Source organism: Nocardioides sp. (assembly GCF_047607365.1).
Classification (GTDB): Bacteria; Actinomycetota; Actinomycetes; order Propionibacteriales; family Nocardioidaceae; genus Nocardioides.
On record NZ_JASGDD010000036.1, the window covers coordinates 1 to 15,840 of the forward strand.

Sequence of the window (15,840 nt, forward strand, 5' to 3'; positions counted from 1 at the left end):
CAGGCGGCGGTGCTCGACCCGCAGCGCGTCGACCGCCTCCTGCCGCGGCCTCCCCGCCACCGCGGCGAGCAGCGACTCCCGCATCGCGTACGCCGGCGGGCGGGTCGAGCCGAGCGTCGGGTCCGTGAGCTCGCGCCAGTGCTCGGGGTGACGTACGAGGTGCTCCCCCAGGGCCTGACTGGCGCCGAGCACGGCCAGGATCCGCATGGCGGAGCCCTCGTCGTCGGTGAGGGTGTCGAGCAGGCCGTCCGGCGCGCTCGCGTCGGGAGCCGCGTCGAGCAGGCGTACCAGCGCGGCGAGCGCCAGGTCGGGGTCGGCGGTGAGCCCGAGCATGGCGAGCAGCGGATCGGCGGCCGCGCCGAGGTGGCGCAGCTCGGCCTCGGCCGCGTCCGGATCGGCGAAGCCCAGCCGGATGAGGGCGCTCTTGCCGGTGGTCCGCCTGATCACGGGGTCACTCGACGTCGGAACACCTGGTCAGAGCACCGACAGCAGGTGACGGCGCTCCCAGGGCGAGACCTGCGAGCGATACTCCTCCCACTCGGCCCGCTTGTTGCGCAGGACGAAGTCGAAGACGTGCTCGCCGAGCGTCTCGGCCAGCAGCTCGGAGCCCTCCGCGAGCGCGATCGCCTCGTCGAGGCCCTTGGGCAGCGGGTCGATGCCCAGGCTGTGCCGCTCGGGAGCCGACAGCGACCAGACGTCGTCCTCGGCCTCGGGCGGGAGGTCGTAGCCCTCCTCGATGCCCTTCATGCCGGCGGCGAGGATGGCGGCGAAGGCGAGATAGGGGTTGCAGGCGGTGTCGAGCGTGCGCAGCTCGACGCGGGTCGAGTTGCCCTTGAGCGGCTTGTACATCGGGACCCGGACCATCGCCGAGCGGTTGTTGTGGCCCCAGCTCACGTGCGAGGGCGCCTCGCCGGTGGCGACCAGCCGCTTGTAGGAGTTGACCCACTGGTTGGTGACGATGCTGATCTCGGCGGCGTGCCGCAGCAGGCCTGCGATGAACTGACGCCCGACCGGGGAGAGGCCGTACTCCGCGCCGGCCTCGTGGAAGGCGTTCTGGTCGCCCTCGAAGAGGCTGAGGTGGGTGTGCATGCCCGAGCCGGGGTGCTCGGTGAAGGGCTTGGGCATGAAGGAGGCCCAGATGCCCTGGCTGAGCGCGACCTCGCGGACGACGGTCCGGAAGGTCATGATGTTGTCGGCGGTCGACAGCGCGTCGGCGTACCGCAGGTCGATCTCCTGCTGGCCGGGGCCGCCCTCGTGGTGGGAGAACTCCACCGAGATGCCCATCGCCTCGAGGTTGGTGATCGCCTCGCGCCGGAAGTCGGCGCCCTCGCCCTGGGCGGTGTGGTCGAAGTAGCCGGCCGAGTCGACCGGGGTGGGCAGCTCGCTGTCCACCTGCGGGCCGCGGAAGAGGTAGAACTCGATCTCGGGGTGGGTGTAGAAGGTGAAGCCCTTCTCGGCCGCCTTCGACAGGGTCCGCTTCAGGACGAAGCGGGGGTCGGCGTACGACGGGGAGCCGTCGGGCATCACGATGTCGCAGAACATCCGCGCGGTCGCGGGACCCTCCTCGCGCCACGGCAGGATCTGGAAGGTCTGCGGGTCCGGCTTGGCGAGCATGTCCGCCTCGTAGACCCGCGCGAACCCCTCGATCGCGGAGCCGTCGAAGCCGATCCCCTCCGCGAACGCCCCCTCGAGCTCGGCCGGCGCGACCGCCACCGACTTGAGGAACCCGAGCACGTCGGTGAACCACAGCCGCACGAACCTGACGTCGCGCTCTTCCAGCGCCCTGAGGACGAAATCCTCCTGCTTTCCCATGCCGCCGACCCTATCGGTGTCGCCTCCGCGGGATCGAGGCTGCGACGCCGCAGCGCGCCGCCCGGCGGAAGGAGCTCGACCCGAACGGCCCGAGATGACGCTCAGAAGAAGGGGACCTGCTCCAGATCGGCCAGCCAGGCCGCCGGACTGGCGTCGCTCGGCATCCGCCAGTCGCCGCGCGGCGACATCGTGCCGCCGTTCGACACCTTGGGGCCGTTCGGCAGCGCGGAGCGCTTGAACTGCGAGGCGAAGAAGCGCCGGAGGAAGACCTCGAGCCAGTCGCGGATCTCGCCCAGGTCGTAGGCGCGGCGGCTCGCCTCCGGGAACGCGGGCGGCCAGTCGCCGAGATGCTCGTCGTGCCAGGCGTGCCAGGCGAGGAAGGCGATCTTGGAGGGTCGGTGGCCGTGCCGCACGAGGTGGAAGAGGTTGAAGTCCTGGAGGCTGTAGGGCCCGACCTTCTCCTCGGTCGACTGCGGCTTCTCTCCCGTGGCGACCGGCACGAGCTCGGGGCTGATCTCCTGGTCGAGGATCGTCTGCAGCACGGCGTCGGTGCCCGCCTCGAACTGCTCGGTGGAGATCACCCAGCGGATGACGTGCTGGATGAGGGTCTTCGGGATGCCCGCGTTGACGTTGTAGTGGCTCATCTGGTCGCCGACGCCGTACGTGCACCAGCCCAGCGCCAGCTCGGAGAGGTCGCCGGTGCCGAGCACGATCCCGCCGCGCTGGTTGGCCGCACGGAAGAGGTAGTCGGTGCGCAGACCGGCCTGGACGTTCTCGAAGGTGACGTCGTAGACGGGCTCGCCGCCGGCGAACGGATGCCCGAGGTCGGCCAGCATCTGCCGGGCCGCCGGCGTGATGTCGATGGTCTCGTACGTCGTCCCGAGCGCCTTCATCAGGGAGACGGCGTTCTCGCGGGTCGCGTCGGAGGTCGCGAAGCCGGGCAGCGTGAATGCCAGGATGTCGCTCCGCGGCCGCTCGAGGCGGTCCATCGCGTTGGCCGCGACGAGCAGGGCGTGGGTGGAGTCGAGGCCGCCCGACACGCCGATCACGATCTTGGGCTGACCGATCGAGCGGAGTCGCTGGACCAGGCCCGCGACCTGGATGTTGAACGTCTCGTAGGCGTCCAGCGCGAGCCGCTCGGGGTCGTCGGGGACGAACGGGAAGCGATCGACCTTGCGCCGCAGCCCGATGTCGCCGGTGGGCGCCTCGAGGGTGAACTCGACGTCCTGCCAGTCGTCGAACTCGACGAGGGTGCGGCGGTTGTCGTCGAAGGTGCCCTGCCGGATCCGCTCGGCGCGGATGCGGTCGAGGTCGACGTCGACGATGGTGGCGCGGGCGCCGTCGGGGAAGCGCTCGGTCTCCCCCAGCAGGTCGCCGCACTCGTAGACCATCGTCTGGCCGTCCCAGGCGACGTCGGTGGTGGACTCCCCCTGGCCGGCCGCGGTGTAGGCGTAGGCCGCCGTGCACCGGCTGCTCGAGCTCTGCACCAGCTGGCGCCGGCTCTCCGACCGGCCGACGGTGATGGGCGAGGCGCTGGGGTTGAGCAGGACCGTCGCACCGGCGAGGGCCGCCTGGGCCGAGGGCGGCACCGGCACCCACATGTCCTCGCAGACCTCGACGTGGAAGACCAGCCCCCGCACGTCGGTGGCGTGGAAGAGCAGCTTGGGGCTGATCGGCACGTCCTCGCCGGCGATGGTGATGAGGTCGTCGACGTCGTCGCCCGGCGCGAACCAGCGGCGCTCGTAGAACTCGCGGTAGGTCGGCAGATAGGACTTCGGCGCGACCCCGAGGACCTGACCTCCGTGAATGACCACCGCGCAGTTGAGCACGCGGTGCCGGTAGACGATCGGCGCCCCCACCACGACCGCCGTGGTCCACTCGCTCGACGCCTCCACGACCGCCTCGAGCGCCGCCTCGACCGCGGAGAGGAGGGTGTCCTGGAGGAACAGGTCGTCGACGGCGTACCCGGAGAGGCAGAGCTCGGGGAAGACGGCCACGGCGACGCCCTCGGCATGGCAGGCCTGCGCCTGCGCGATGACGGCCTCGGCGTTCGAGGCGGGGTCGGCGACGGAGATCGGGATCGTGACCGCCGCGACGCGAGCGAAGCCCTGCGCGTACGCCGAGTAGAAGTCCACACCGCCATCCTAGGGAAGGCCCCTCGGAGCGAGGCTACGATGCCGCTCGTGCGCGAGACCCCTGCCGTGGAGCTGCCCGCACCCGTGGTGCAGCGCGAGCAGCCTCTGGTGATCTACGTGCTGCCGGTCTACGACGAGGTGGACGGCGTGGACGCCTTCCACGCCGCCCTCGTCGAGGCGACGGCACGACGCCCGGACCTGCGCGTCGAGTTCGTGTACGTCGACGACGGCTCCTCCGACGGCTCCCTCGACCGGCTCCTGGAGCTCCGGGCCGGTGACCCGCGGGTCACCGTGCTCGGGCTGTCGCGCAACTTCGGCCACCAGCTCGCCGTGACCGCCGGGCTGGACCTCGCCCACGAGGCCCGGCCCGACGCCGTGATCGTCATGGACACCGACCTCCAGGACCCGCCGGCGGTCAGCCTCGAGCTGATCGAGGTCTGGGAGTCCGGCGCCGACGTGGTCTACGCGCAGCGCCGCAGCCGCCGGGACACCCTGTTCAAGCGCACCACCGCGAGCTCGTTCTACTGGCTCCTCGACCGGCTCGCGGAGACCCACATCCCGCGAGACGTCGGCGACTTCCGGCTCATCGACCGCCGGGTGCTCGACGTCCTCGTCACCTACCGCGAGCACAACCGCTTCCTCCGCGGGCTGGTCGCGAACCTCGGCTTCCGCCAGGAGGGCGTGCTGTTCGACCGCGACGCCCGCGTCGCCGGCGAGTCGAAGTACCCGTTGCGCAGGATGCTGCGCCTCGCGGCGGACGGGATCCTGGGCTTCTCGACCTTCCCGCTGCGGCTGATCTCGCGCCTGGGCGGCGCGATCTCGGCGCTCTCGCTGCTCGCGGCGCTCTACGCCGTCGTCGTGCGCGTGCTCTTCCCCGCCCATGCCGTTCCCGGATGGGCCTTCCTCGGGGTCGGGATGTTCTTCCTCGGCGGCATCCAGCTCATCATGATGGGCGTGATCGGGTCGTACGTCGGCCGGACCTACGTCCAGTCGCTCAACCGGCCCCTCTACAACGTGGCGCTGGTCGCACGGGGTCAGGAGACGCCGGCCGAGTAGCCGACTCGCTCTAGGATCGAGTCCATGACTGAGGAGACCGCGCCCTATGGCGCAGGGGCTGCAGGCAGAGCCGCCGCGGCACCCGCCGGACGAGTCCGCACCCACACCCTCGCGCAGATGAAGGAGCGCGGCGAGAAGATCACCATGCTGACGTCGTACGACATGTACACGGCGCGGATCTTCGACGAGGCCGGCATCGACGTCCTCCTCGTCGGCGACAGCGCGGCCAACAACGTCTACGGGTACGAGACGTCGCTGCCCGTCACGGTGGACGAGCTGATCCCGCTGACCCGGGCGGTCGCCCGCAGCACGAGGCGCGCCCTGGTGCTCGGCGACCTGCCCTTCGGGTCCTACCAGGGCTCGCCCGAGCAGGCCTACGCCACCGCGACCCGGTTCATGAAGGACGGGCTGGCGCACGCGGTGAAGCTCGAGGGCGGGATCGAGATGGCCCCGACCATCCGCAGGCTCGTCGCGGGCGGCATCCCCGTGTGCGCCCACATCGGCTTCACCCCGCAGTCCGAGCACGCGCTCGGCGGCTATCGGGTCCAGGGCCGCGGCGACGCGGCCGAGAAGGTGCGGGCCGATGCCCGCGCGGTCGCCGAGGCCGGCGCGTTCGGCGTCGTCATGGAGATGGTGCCCGGCGACATCGCCGAGCAGATCAGCAAGGAGCTCGCGATCGTCACGATCGGCATCGGGGCCGGCGCCGGGTGCGACGGCCAGGTGCTGGTCTGGACCGACGCGATGGGCATCCGGGGCCCCGCCGACGGCCGGATGCCGCGCTTCGTGAAGACCTTCGCGGACGTCCGCGGCCAGCTCCTGGCCGGCGCGCGCGCGTACGCCGACGAGGTCCGCGCCGGCACGTTCCCCGGCCCCGAGCACACGTTCTGATCTGCCCGACGCCCGCGATGACGATCTCCTCCGAGGCGCCGCTGAACCGCGGCGGCCGGTTCGCCCATGTCGACGCACTGCGCGCCGTCGCCGTGATGCTCGTGGTGGTCGCCCACGCCGGGCTGGACGGCGTCGTCCCGGGTGGCTCCGGCGTGACGATCTTCTTCGCGATCTCGGGGTTCGTCATCACCTGGGTCACCCTCCGCGAGCGCGATCGCACCGGCGGGTTCGCGCCGGCCGGGTTCTACGCGCGCCGATTCTGGAAGCTGGCCCCGCCTCTTCTCGTCGCCGTGGTGGTGCCAACGCTGGTCTACGCCGTCGGGCACGCCGTCGACTGGCCCGCCGTGGCAAGCCAGGTCTTCTTCGTCTACAACTGGGCCCACCTGGCGATCGACGGCCACATCGCGGTGCTCCCGGGGTCGAACGTCGTGTGGAGCCTGGCGATCGAGGAGCAGTTCTACATCTGCTTCGCGCTGGTGTGGTGGGCCGCGGTGCGGTGGCGGCACGCCGTACCCGGCCTCGCCGCGCTCAGTGTCGCCGCCGTCCTGGTCAGCACCGGGCTCCGGTTCGCCTACTCCGACGGGACGGCGGCGACCGCGGATCGGATCTACTACGGCACCGACACCCGCATCGACGGGATCGCCCTGGGCATCCTGCTCGCCCTGGCGATTCGCGGCGGGCGCACGGCGTGGGCCGGCCGGACCTGGGTGCTCGTCGCCGCCGGCGCCGCGTTCCTGGTCTCACTCGGGGTGCGCGACGCGCTGTTCCGCGACACCGTCCGCTACACGGTGCAGAGCGTCTGTGCGTGCCTGGTGATCGCCTACGGGTTCGCCACCCGTCCGACCGACGCGGTCGCACGGCTCTTCCACGCCGTGTGCGGCTCCGGCCCGGCACAGCTGCTCGGCCGGGCGAGCTACAGCATCTACCTCTGCCACTACGGGATCATCTCGGTGATCCCGAGTGCGTGGCCGCTCGCCGTCCGGGTTCCGATCGGCGTGGTCGCCGGCACTGGCGTCGGGATCGGCCTCTACCTCCTCGTCGAGGTCCCGGTGTCCACCTGGCGCCGCAGACGCACCGGGCGCGCCCTCTGAGCACGTGCCGGGGCGGCGACCGGGCCGCGCGCTACCGGCCGGCTCCGCCTGTGGAGAAGTAGGCATCGGCGGCGGCGTAGTCGTCGGGGACGCCGATGTCGAAGAAGACCTCGCCCGTCAGCTGGTACGCCGGCCGCAGCCGCTCCACCGACGGCTCCATCACGTCGGTCTCGAAGGAGAACCGCTCGGCGTCGGGGAACAGGTCGAGCAGCGAGCGCCGGCAGCCGTAGACGCCGGCGTTGATGTAGCCCGGCCCCGACCTGCCCTTCTCCAGCAGCTCGACGACCGCGTCGCCCTCCACCCGCACCCGCCCGAAGCGGCCGGTGTCCTCCACGGCGGTGAGCGAGAGCGCCAGCGGGCCCGGCCGGGCGAGGAGGGCCGCGAGGTCGACCTCGGTGTAGGTGTCGCCGTTGAGCAGCACGAACTCCTCGGCCAGGTCGGCGGCGGCGTACCGCAGGGCCCCGCCGGTGCCCAGCGGCGACGGCTCGACGCTGTAGCCGATCGGGACGCCGCGGTAGGCGTCGCCGAAGTGGTCGACGATGACCTGCGCCGCATGGCTCACCAGCAGCAGGATCCGGTCGGCGCCGGCCTCGATCGAGCGGTCGAGGAGGTGCTCGAGGAAGGGCCGGCCGGCGACCGGCGCCATCGGCTTGGGCGTGCCCTCCGGGATCGCGCCGCGCAGGCGGGTGCCGAGCCCGCCGGCCAGGACGACGACCTGCATCAGCGGGCCACCACGGGGTTGACGGTCCGCCACGCCTCGGCGCCGTGCTCGGTGAAGTGGCAGGTCGACACGACGCCCCCGCACTCGGCCACGAGACTGCGCTCCACCTCGAGCCTCCGGACAGGATCGACGAAGAGCATCATGAAGCCGCCACCGCCGGCGCCGGAGACCTTGCCGGCGATCATGCCGTGCTGCGAGGCGACCTCGTAGGCGCGCTCGATCGCCGGCGTGCTGATCCGGGAGGCCAGGCGCTTCTTCGCCTCCCAGCCGTCGCGCAGCGAGTTCGCCATGCCTCGGATGTCCCCGACGAGCAGGAAGTCCTTCATCATCTGCGCCTCCACGCGAATGGCGTCGGTCGCCGCGAGAGCCCGCTGGTCCTTGGCGACGACGTGACGCTGCTGCTCGGCGATGACGTCCGCCGAGCTCCGGGAGATGCCGCCGAAGTAGAGCAGCAGCGACGCCTCGAGCTCGGCGCCGATCGAGCGGCGCACGCGCAGGGGGTTGACGATGACGTGGCCGGTGCCGCGCTGGGCCTCCATGTAGTTGAAGCCGCCGAAGGCCGCGGCGTACTGATCCTGCCAGCCGCCGCCGAGCCCGACGTCGATCCGCTCGATCTCCCAGGCGAGGCGGGCGAGCTCGTACTGGCTCATCGACACCTTGAGGAACTCCGCCATCGCCGCGACCATCGCGACCACCAGCGTCGAGGAGGAGCCGAGGCCGGAGCCGGGCGGCGCGTCCACCTGCGTGGCCAGCCGCACCGGGATCATCTCGCCGTCGTTGAACTCGGTCATCATCCGGCGGAAGACCGCGACGTGGAGGCCGAAGTCGTCCACCAGGTAGTCGAGCTCGTCGAGCCCGGCGAAGCCGGCCATGGTGCGGTCCGGCGACAGGAACTCCACGCCGTACTCGATCTCCTCGACGGTGGCGTAGGCGTAGCGGTCGATCGTGACGTTGAGGATCCGGCCCCCGTGGGTGCTGGAGTAGGGCTCCACGTCGGTGCCGCCCCCGGCAAGCCCCAGGCGCAGTGGCGCGCGTCCGCGGATCAGCGTCATCGCAGTGGTCCCCCCTGGTGGTCGTCGACGTCCGCGGCCAAGTCTGCCAGTGACGGATACCCGATCTCCGCCCCCTCGACCTCGCCGATCCCGATCCGCAGACAGCCGCCGGTCACCTCGGCCAGCCGGGCCGCCATCTCCATGTCGGAGGCCGAGTCCCCCACCATGACCGACAGCGCGGGGTCCACCTCCGGGTGGGCCGCGAGCCAGGTGCGGGCCAGCAGGGTGCCGGGCTTGCGGCACTCGCAGCCGTCGGAGGCGAGGTGCGGGCAGACCAGCACGTCCTCGATCGCCTCGCCCGTGAGGGCGCGCAGGCGCGCGTGGACGTCGTCGAGGCTCTCCCGCGACATCAGGCCCTTGCCGACGCCCTGCTGGTTCGTCACCAGTACGACGTGGGGTGCCCACGCGGCCAGGATCCCGATCGCCTCCACCACGCCGGGGAGCAGCTCGAACCCGCTCCAGTCGAGCACGTAGCCGTCGACGACGCGGCGGTTGACCACGCCGTCGCGGTCGAGGAAGAGGACCCAGTCGGCCCCGGTCCTACCGGTCGGCGGCGAAGAGGACATGCTCGACGTGCTCGGAGATGGCGTGCAGGAAGACGACGTGCGACTCCTGGATCCGCCCCGTGTCGGTCGACGGCACGTTGAGCAGGAGGTCGACGTGGTCCTTGAGCCGGCCGCCGCTCTCGCCGGTCATCCCGACGGTGGTGGCGCCGACGCGCCGGGCGACCTGCGCGGCCCGCACGATGCTCTCGGAGTTGCCGGAGGTGCTGATCGCGATCAGGACGTCGCGCGGGGTGACCGACGCCTCCAGCGCACGGGCGAAGACCGAGTCGTAGTCGTAGTCGTTCCCCACCGCGGTCATGTGGGACGGGTTGCCGTGGAGCACCTCGGCGGCGAGCGGTGGCCGGTCGAAGATGAAGTGGCCGGTGAGCTCGGCGGCGAAGTGCTGCGCGTCGGCGGCGCTGCCCCCGTTGCCGCAGAAGTACACACGACCTCCGCCCCGGTAAGCCTGGATCATCCGCTCCCCGACCTCCACGGCGGTGGCCAACAGGGCGCCGTCGGCCAGGACACGCTCCTTGGTGGCGATGGACTCCCGGAGGATCTCCTCCAACGAACGCATGTTCTCCCTCACGTGATTCGGTGTCGGCGACACTCTAGTGGTCGTCCGTGGTGGTCGGCCGCGGCCACAGCACCCGCGGGAGGAAGAGGCCCCAGACCAGGATCAGGTTGAGCACTTCCGAGACGATCAGGCCGATGATGGCGCCACGCACCCCGAACATCGCCACGGCTGCCGGCAGCGCCACCACGAGGATCGCGAGGCCGGCGAGCGCCGAGGTCAGCAGCTGGGGGTAGGCGTCGGCGCTGAGCAGCGCCGTCGCACCGGCCCAGCGAATGGCGTAGACCGCGAAGTACACCGCCCACCAGATCACCAGCGCGTCCACGTCGCGGTACTCGGATCCGAGCACGTGCCGCTCCAGCCAGGGCACCAGAGGCAGCACGAGGCCCGCGTAGACGAGGGCGACGAGCGCGAGTCCCGCGACGGAGGCGGCCATGAGTCGCCGCAGCGTGCGATGGTCGCGATCGGCGAGCAGCCGGCCCGTCATCGGCCTGGCCACGCGACTCCAGGCCACCACGCTGAGTGAGATCGGGACCAGGAGCAGGCGCGAGGCGTTGAGCTCCGCGGAGGCTGCCGTGCCCAGCATCGCGGCGGCCACGTAGAGGTAACTGAAGTTGACCAGCCACGACGAGACGGCGCCGGGCAGCCCCAGTCGGCCACGCCTGATCGCGTACGCCCGGCGCGCCCGATACGACGCCGGGTCGCGCGGCAGCGCCGACAGCCGGTTCCCGAGCAGCACCGGCACGGCCCCCGCCAGGGCCATGACCACCATCAGAACGGGCAGGTCGAGATGGCCGGTGGCGGAGAGTCCGACCACGCATCCCACCAGGGCCGCGCCGTAGAGGACGTCGCCGGCGAGCACCCGCACCGGGCGCCCGTCGAGGAATCCGATGGTGCGCTGGAGCTCCCGGCGGAGGGTGACGAAGGCGTAGAGCGAGAAGCCCGCCGCCAGCGCGACCACCGACGGCTCGGCGCCGAGGACGATCGGCGCCACCACCGCGCCGACGACGACGGCGACGGCCGTGCTGACCCGGAGATGGAAGGCGGCGAGATTGCCGACCGCGGCGTCCCGCTCGGGCCGGTCGAGCGTGGAGCCGAGGGTGGTGAGGGGGTTGCTCACCACCGACTCGGCGATCGTCACCGCCAGCAGCCCGGCGGCGAAGAGCTGGGAGTAGCCGCCGTACTCCTGCTGCGTGGTCTCGCGGATGAGGATCAGGCCGACCGTCATGTTCAGCAGGCTCAGCCACGCCTGGTCGACGATGGAGACCGTCGAGTGGGCCAGCAGCCGCCGGCCGGCGCTCACCACGAGGAGACGGGCCCGTCGGTCACGCTCACCGGTCCCGGTGAGCCAGGGACCGGGCGATGACGCCCACGAACCGGGGGCCCTTGAGAAGGTACCGACGCGCCAGCCGCCGGGGCTCCTGGGCCAGCCGCCAGAGCCACTCGGCGCCCAGCCGCTGCATCCAGCGTGGCGCGCGTGCCACGGTGCCCGCGGCGAAGTCGACCGCCGCGCCCGCTGCCACATAGACCGCCGGGGGCAACACGTCGCGCCAGCCGAGGTACCACAGCTCCTGCTTGGGTGCTCCCAGGCAGATGAAGACCACCGCCGGTTCGAAGGCGGCGAGCTCGTCCTTCACGCTCGTGAGAGCGGAGTCGGTCACATCGGTGACGAAGGGGAAGTCGAAGGCGCGGACGACGGACCCGGGATGGCTCGCGGCGAGCCGGGCAGCGGCGAGCTCGGCCACGCCCGGGCCGCCGCCCAGGATCGCCACCCGCCACCCGCGCTCGGCCGACTCGGCCGCCACGAGGGGCAGCAGGTCCGCCCCCGTGTGGCGGTGGCCCCTCGTGGCGCCCAGCAGCCGGGCGAGCGTCACGACGGGGGCTCCGTCCATGAGGATCATGTCGGCGGCCGCGTACACCCGGCGCGTGCTCTCGAGCCGCTCCAGGTCGAGGATCTGGTCGACGTTCATCGGAACGACGAGCGCGGGGCGCCCGGACGCGACCAGGGTCTCGATCTCCGCGAGCAGCGCCGCGGTGGAGCCGTTGAAGACGGGATGGTCGTTGATCCGGACCTCGCCGTGCCCGTCGACGCACACACGCGCGCGTGTCTCGCTCATCACTCCCCGACCCGTGGTCCGCCTCGCCGGAGACCTATCCTAGGGCCCTCGGAGCCGAGACGAACGGAGGGGTCGGACGCGTGAGCGCACGAATGTCGGTGATCGTCCCGGCCCACAACGAGGCGAGCGTGATCGCGCGACTGCTCGGCCGGCTCGTGCAGAGCGACACCGACCGGCTCCTCGAGATCGTGGTCGTCGTCAACGGCGCGACGGACGGCACCGCCGCCACGGCACGTGCGACGTCCCCGAGAATCCGGGTGATCGAGATCCCCACAGCGTCCAAGACCGCGGCGCTCAACGCGGGCGACGCGGCCACCGACCTGTTCCCGCGCGCCTACGTCGACGCCGACATCGAGGTCGACGCTCCCGCGCTGCTCGCGCTGGCGGACCGGCTCTCCGAGCCCGGCATCGTCCTCTCCGCCGCGCCTCGGATGGTGGTGGACACGACAGGCGCCTCCCTCGGCGCCCGGGCGTACCAGGCAGTGTGGAAGCACACGTCCTACGCCGTCGCCGGGCCGATCGGCGGTGGCGTCTACGCCCTGAGCAAAGCCGCGCGCGCGACGTTCGACGTCTTCCCCCCGGTCATCGCCGACGACCTGTGGATCGAGCGCGTCGCGGGGGCCGGACGCTGGGTGGACGAGTCGCACGTCTTCGTGAGCCATGCCCCGCGGAACCTCACGGCCGTGGTCAACCGACTGACCCGTGCGACCGTGGGCAATCTCCAGCTGGAGCGACACTACGGCCTGGCCGCGAGCACGGGCTCCGCCGCCGATCTGGTCGGCCGCATCCTGCGCCGGCCCTGGCTCTGGCCCGCGTTCGCCGTGTACGCCGGCGTCCGGATGACCGCGGAGCGTCGAGCGCGCCGCAGGCTCGCCGCGGGCGCACTGGAGTGGAGTCGCGACGATTCGAGCCGCGCCTGACCGGCGAGCCCGGCCGCGACCACTAGACTCCGCTACGACCAGCACTCAGGAAGGCCCGTCTTGACGCTCCACCGCCTCGTGGCCCTGATCCGGCGCTACCCCCTGGTGCTGGCGGCGGCCGTCATCGCGGGAGTCGCTCTCGCCTTGGTCTACACCTCCCGCCAGCCGACGACCTACCAGGCCACCGCCAAGCTGTTCGTCAGCACGACGACCCACGACACCACCGGCTCGGACCTGGTCAATTCCGGCCTCTACGCCAGCAATCAGGTCTCCAGCTACGCCGCCGTCGCCACGACGCCGGCGGTGCTCGACAAGGTCATCACCAGCCTCGACCTGGACACCACCCCCGGCACCCTCGCCTCGGACATCACCGCGTCGGTGCCGCTCAACACCGTGATCGTGCAGATCGACGCGCGCGCCGACACCGCGCAGGGGGCCGCCGACGTCGCCAACGCGGTCGCGACGAGCCTGCCGCAGGTGATCGCCACGCTCACCAAGCCGAGCGCCGACGTCGACGCCCCCACGCAGCTCAGCGTGATCCAGTCGGCGACACCGCCCTCGGCGGCGATCTCGCCGCAGCCGAAGCTGAACCTGCTGGTCGGGCTGGTGCTCGGCGTGACGGCAGGGCTCGCGCTGATCATCGTCCTCAACGCGCTCCGGCGCCGGGTCGCCTCGGTCGTGGAGATCGAGGACGCCACCGGGCTGCCGGTGATCGCCGTGCTGCCGCGCTCCGACGACGCAGCCGACGGCGCGCTCCGGGTGGCGTGGGCCTCGATGCTGGCCGCGGCCGGCCACGCCCCGCGCTCGATGCTGATCGTCGCCCTCTCCGAGTCGACGGACGTGCCCAAGCTGGGCGGCCGGCTGGCGGGCGTGATGGCCGAGACCGGAAGGACCGTGGTCTGGATCGACGCCGATCTCCTGGGCGGACGGACCAGCTCGGCCTTCGGCGTCCCCACCGTGCCGGGACTCGCGGACACGCTCGCGGGGACGAGCGATCTCGACGACATCGTGCAGCCGTGGAACGACTCCTCGCTCAGCGTCATCCCCTCCGGGTCGCGCACGACGGATCTCGGCCAGGCGTTCAGCGGCGTCGCCATGGCCACGGTCCTGGACACGCTCAAGGCATCGTTCGAGACGGTCGTGCTGGATGCCACCGGCGTGCCGCACGTCGCGGAGCTGGCGCTCCTGGGCCAGTACGTCGGCGGCGTCGTCCTCGTCGCGACCCCGTCGAGCAAGCGCGAGCTCCTGGCGAGCGCCAGCCGGGAGCTCGGCGCGGCAGGTCTCAGGCTCCTCGGCGTGGTGGTGGACGAGGTGCCCGAGCGTGACCGCGCCGACTTCGAGCGACGCTTCCTCAGCGACGACGACCTGGTCTACGAGACCTAGTGGTCGCGCCCGTCCCACCCGGACGCCCGGTGCGGCCGATGATGCCGCGCGATGATGGGTCGTCGGTCATCGCACAGGCGCCGGACACCGTGCGCGACGCTACCTGCCGAGCTGACCGCGCAGCTGCCGGGCGAGTCGGTGCGCGAGCGCCAGGATGGTCAGCGTGGGGTTGACGTAGGACCCGGTGGGGAAGACCGAGCTGCCGGCGACGTGGAGGTTGTGCGTGGAGTGCACCCGGCAGTCGGGGTCGACCACGCCCTGGCGCGGGTCGGGGTGCATCCGGGTCGTGCTCATGTGGTGGTACATCGGCATCACGGGCGACCGATGCGTCGCGGCGTCGTAGCGATCCTCGATCGTCGCGACGCCGCGCGCCTCGAGGCCGGCGGCGAGCAGATCCTGGTGCCGGCGGATCAGCGTCAGGTCCTCGGCCGCCACGTGCCAGTCGACCTTGGCCCGTGGGATGCCGTAGGGATCGAGGCGGTCGGAGAGCATCACCCGCGAGCCGCGGTCGGGACGCTGCTCGGTGAAGTAGCGCAGCGAGAGCCGCGGCGGCGCGGCGGCGCGGCCGGTGAGCCGGTCGGCGACGTACCGTCCCACCGATCCCGCATCCCGCGTCATCTCGCCCAACGGCTCGGCGATCGGGCCGCGAGGAGCGGTGTGGCGCCCCGCGCGGAGCCGGCGCAGGGCGCCGACACCGGGGGTGATGTACGCCGGTGGCACGGGCACGATCCAGGCCACCGCGTTGAGCAGCTCGTGCTCGGCCAGGGTCCGGTCGCCGAGCCAGAGCATCGTCTGGAAGCGGCTGCGCGGCGTGTCGCGCTGGATGGCGAAGAGCTCCGCGTGCAGGTCCACTCCGGGCCTCGGGACCAGGACCCCGCTGTCCACGGCGAGGTGGTCCTGGAACCAACGGCCGACGTTGTCGTGCTCGTTGCCGACCCCGGCGCCCGTGGAGCCGGGCGAGGCCAGCAGCAGGCGGGGGTTGTCGATCCCGCCGGTCGCCAGCACGACCTGCCGGGCGCGTACGCCGAAGGCGCGGCCCGCTCGCGTGGTGACCGTGAGCCGCTCGACGAGCCGCGCGTCGTCGGCCGAGGTGTGGATCCCGGTGACCGCGCTCTCCAGGGCGACCCGGATCCTCGGCGAGGCGCTCACCTCGGCGTACCGGCGGGTGTAGACGTCGTGCTCGGCGATGCGGAACATGGCCAGCTCCGGACCGCCGGGCGCGGCCAGCGGCGTGGGATCGCCCGGGCCGAACCAGAGCGCGGGCTCCACGTCCGCGGAGAAGCCGAAGGCCTCGAAGGCATGGACGTACCAGCGCTCCAGCTCCTCGGCGCCGATCGGCCAGCCCACGTCGTCGCGGCCCGGGCGGGCGACCAGGTCGGCCGCATCCAGGCGCCGCAGCCTGAGGCCGGTGTCGGGCTGCCAGTGGCCGGAGGTGCCGCCGAAGCCGCGCCGCCGCGAGCGCACGAGCTCCACCGGGGCACCGGCCCCCTCCCCGGCCATCGCGCGGCTGTCGCGGCGCGTGTGGTGCCGGCCGCCGGCCTCGACC

At 72.1% G+C, this 15,840-nt stretch carries 14 protein-coding genes and 1 pseudogene; 5 read left to right on the forward strand and 10 right to left on the reverse strand.

Features of this window, described 5'->3' with window-relative positions:
- The 3 genes and pseudogenes from QM572_RS02960 to QM572_RS02970 form a co-directional block, all read right to left on the reverse strand.
- Positions 1-447: pseudogene (locus QM572_RS02960) on the reverse strand (bifunctional glutamine-synthetase adenylyltransferase/deadenyltransferase); the annotation flags it as partial.
- Between the two features lie 27 nt (positions 448-474).
- Positions 475-1,812 carry a glutamine synthetase family protein gene (locus tag QM572_RS02965; RefSeq protein ID WP_415089865.1) on the reverse strand — a complete coding sequence of 446 codons (1,338 nt, stop codon included), beginning with the start codon at positions 1,810-1,812 and terminating at the stop codon, positions 475-477.
- Between the two features lie 101 nt (positions 1,813-1,913).
- Positions 1,914-3,947 (reverse strand): NAD(+) synthase, encoded by a 2,034-nt coding sequence (locus QM572_RS02970; protein WP_415089867.1) that lies wholly within the window; start codon positions 3,945-3,947, stop codon positions 1,914-1,916.
- 48 nt (positions 3,948-3,995) lie between these two features.
- On the opposite strand from QM572_RS02970, the gene QM572_RS02975 reads away from it, so the two are divergent.
- From QM572_RS02975 to QM572_RS02985, 3 genes are read left to right on the forward strand one after another with little or no spacing between them, the layout of a single operon-like run.
- Positions 3,996-5,003 (forward strand): glycosyltransferase family 2 protein, encoded by a 1,008-nt coding sequence (locus tag QM572_RS02975; RefSeq protein ID WP_415089869.1) that lies wholly within the window; start codon positions 3,996-3,998, stop codon positions 5,001-5,003.
- 24 nt (positions 5,004-5,027) lie between these two features.
- The gene (panB, locus tag QM572_RS02980; protein ID WP_415089872.1) at positions 5,028-5,891 is read left to right on the forward strand and encodes a 3-methyl-2-oxobutanoate hydroxymethyltransferase; all 864 of its coding nucleotides are present in this window, start codon (positions 5,028-5,030) and stop codon (positions 5,889-5,891) included.
- A 17-nt stretch (positions 5,892-5,908) separates the two neighbouring features.
- Positions 5,909-6,982, forward strand: a complete 1,074-nt coding sequence (locus tag QM572_RS02985; RefSeq protein ID WP_415089875.1) for an acyltransferase family protein — start codon at positions 5,909-5,911, stop codon at positions 6,980-6,982.
- Positions 6,983-7,013: 31 nt separating this feature from the next.
- Here QM572_RS02985 and QM572_RS02990 read toward each other — a convergent pair whose 3' ends face one another.
- Genes QM572_RS02990 through QM572_RS03015 form a run of 6 tightly spaced genes read right to left on the reverse strand, consistent with a single transcriptional unit; the run spans position 7,014 to position 11,991 of the window.
- Positions 7,014-7,703 (reverse strand): sugar phosphate nucleotidyltransferase, encoded by a 690-nt coding sequence (locus tag QM572_RS02990; RefSeq protein ID WP_415089877.1) that lies wholly within the window; start codon positions 7,701-7,703, stop codon positions 7,014-7,016.
- A complete protein-coding gene (locus tag QM572_RS02995; RefSeq protein WP_415089879.1) occupies positions 7,703-8,755 on the reverse strand; it encodes a hypothetical protein in 1,053 nt (350 codons plus the stop codon). The genes QM572_RS02990 and QM572_RS02995 overlap by 1 nt, the downstream gene beginning before the upstream one ends.
- Positions 8,752-9,321 (reverse strand): D-glycero-alpha-D-manno-heptose-1,7-bisphosphate 7-phosphatase, encoded by a 570-nt coding sequence (locus QM572_RS03000; RefSeq protein WP_415089881.1) that lies wholly within the window; start codon positions 9,319-9,321, stop codon positions 8,752-8,754. The genes QM572_RS02995 and QM572_RS03000 overlap by 4 nt, the downstream gene beginning before the upstream one ends.
- Positions 9,296-9,889, reverse strand: a complete 594-nt coding sequence (locus QM572_RS03005) for an SIS domain-containing protein (protein WP_415089883.1) — start codon at positions 9,887-9,889, stop codon at positions 9,296-9,298. The genes QM572_RS03000 and QM572_RS03005 overlap by 26 nt, the downstream gene beginning before the upstream one ends.
- A gap of 22 nt (positions 9,890-9,911) precedes the next feature.
- A complete protein-coding gene (locus tag QM572_RS03010; protein ID WP_415089885.1) occupies positions 9,912-11,177 on the reverse strand; it encodes a hypothetical protein in 1,266 nt (421 codons plus the stop codon).
- 28 nt (positions 11,178-11,205) lie between these two features.
- On the reverse strand, positions 11,206-11,991 hold the full coding sequence (locus QM572_RS03015) for a WecB/TagA/CpsF family glycosyltransferase (RefSeq protein WP_415089887.1): 786 nt from the start codon (positions 11,989-11,991) through the stop codon (positions 11,206-11,208).
- An 80-nt stretch (positions 11,992-12,071) separates the two neighbouring features.
- Here QM572_RS03015 and QM572_RS03020 point away from each other — a divergent pair, with 80 nt between their 5' ends.
- Both QM572_RS03020 and QM572_RS03025 read left to right on the forward strand, forming a co-directional pair.
- On the forward strand, positions 12,072-12,911 hold the full coding sequence (locus tag QM572_RS03020; protein WP_415089889.1) for a glycosyltransferase: 840 nt from the start codon (positions 12,072-12,074) through the stop codon (positions 12,909-12,911).
- A gap of 60 nt (positions 12,912-12,971) precedes the next feature.
- Complete coding sequence (locus tag QM572_RS03025; RefSeq protein ID WP_415089891.1) at positions 12,972-14,294, forward strand: Wzz/FepE/Etk N-terminal domain-containing protein; 1,323 nt, start codon at positions 12,972-12,974, stop codon at positions 14,292-14,294.
- 99 nt (positions 14,295-14,393) lie between these two features.
- Here the strand turns inward: QM572_RS03025 and QM572_RS03030 are convergent.
- Positions 14,394-15,840 (reverse strand): GMC oxidoreductase (locus QM572_RS03030; RefSeq protein ID WP_415089893.1); only part of this gene is annotated, 1,447 nt, incomplete at its 5' end.

What these genes read in the sequence shown, in the direction of transcription:
- QM572_RS02965 (WP_415089865.1), bottom strand. Translation starts at nt 1,812, where the DNA reads ATGGGAAAGCAGGAGGATTTCGTCCTCAGGGCGCTGGAAGAGCGCGAC.
- QM572_RS03015 (WP_415089887.1), bottom strand. Translation starts at nt 11,991, where the DNA reads ATGAGCGAGACACGCGCGCGTGTGTGCGTCGACGGGCACGGCGAGGTC.
- QM572_RS02990 (WP_415089877.1), bottom strand. Translation starts at nt 7,703, where the DNA reads ATGCAGGTCGTCGTCCTGGCCGGCGGGCTCGGCACCCGCCTGCGCGGC.
- QM572_RS03000 (WP_415089881.1), bottom strand. Translation starts at nt 9,321, where the DNA reads ATGTCCTCTTCGCCGCCGACCGGTAGGACCGGGGCCGACTGGGTCCTC.
- QM572_RS02995 (WP_415089879.1), bottom strand. Translation starts at nt 8,755, where the DNA reads ATGACGCTGATCCGCGGACGCGCGCCACTGCGCCTGGGGCTTGCCGGG.
- panB (WP_415089872.1), top strand. Translation starts at nt 5,028, where the DNA reads ATGACTGAGGAGACCGCGCCCTATGGCGCAGGGGCTGCAGGCAGAGCC.
- QM572_RS02985 (WP_415089875.1), top strand. Translation starts at nt 5,909, where the DNA reads ATGACGATCTCCTCCGAGGCGCCGCTGAACCGCGGCGGCCGGTTCGCC.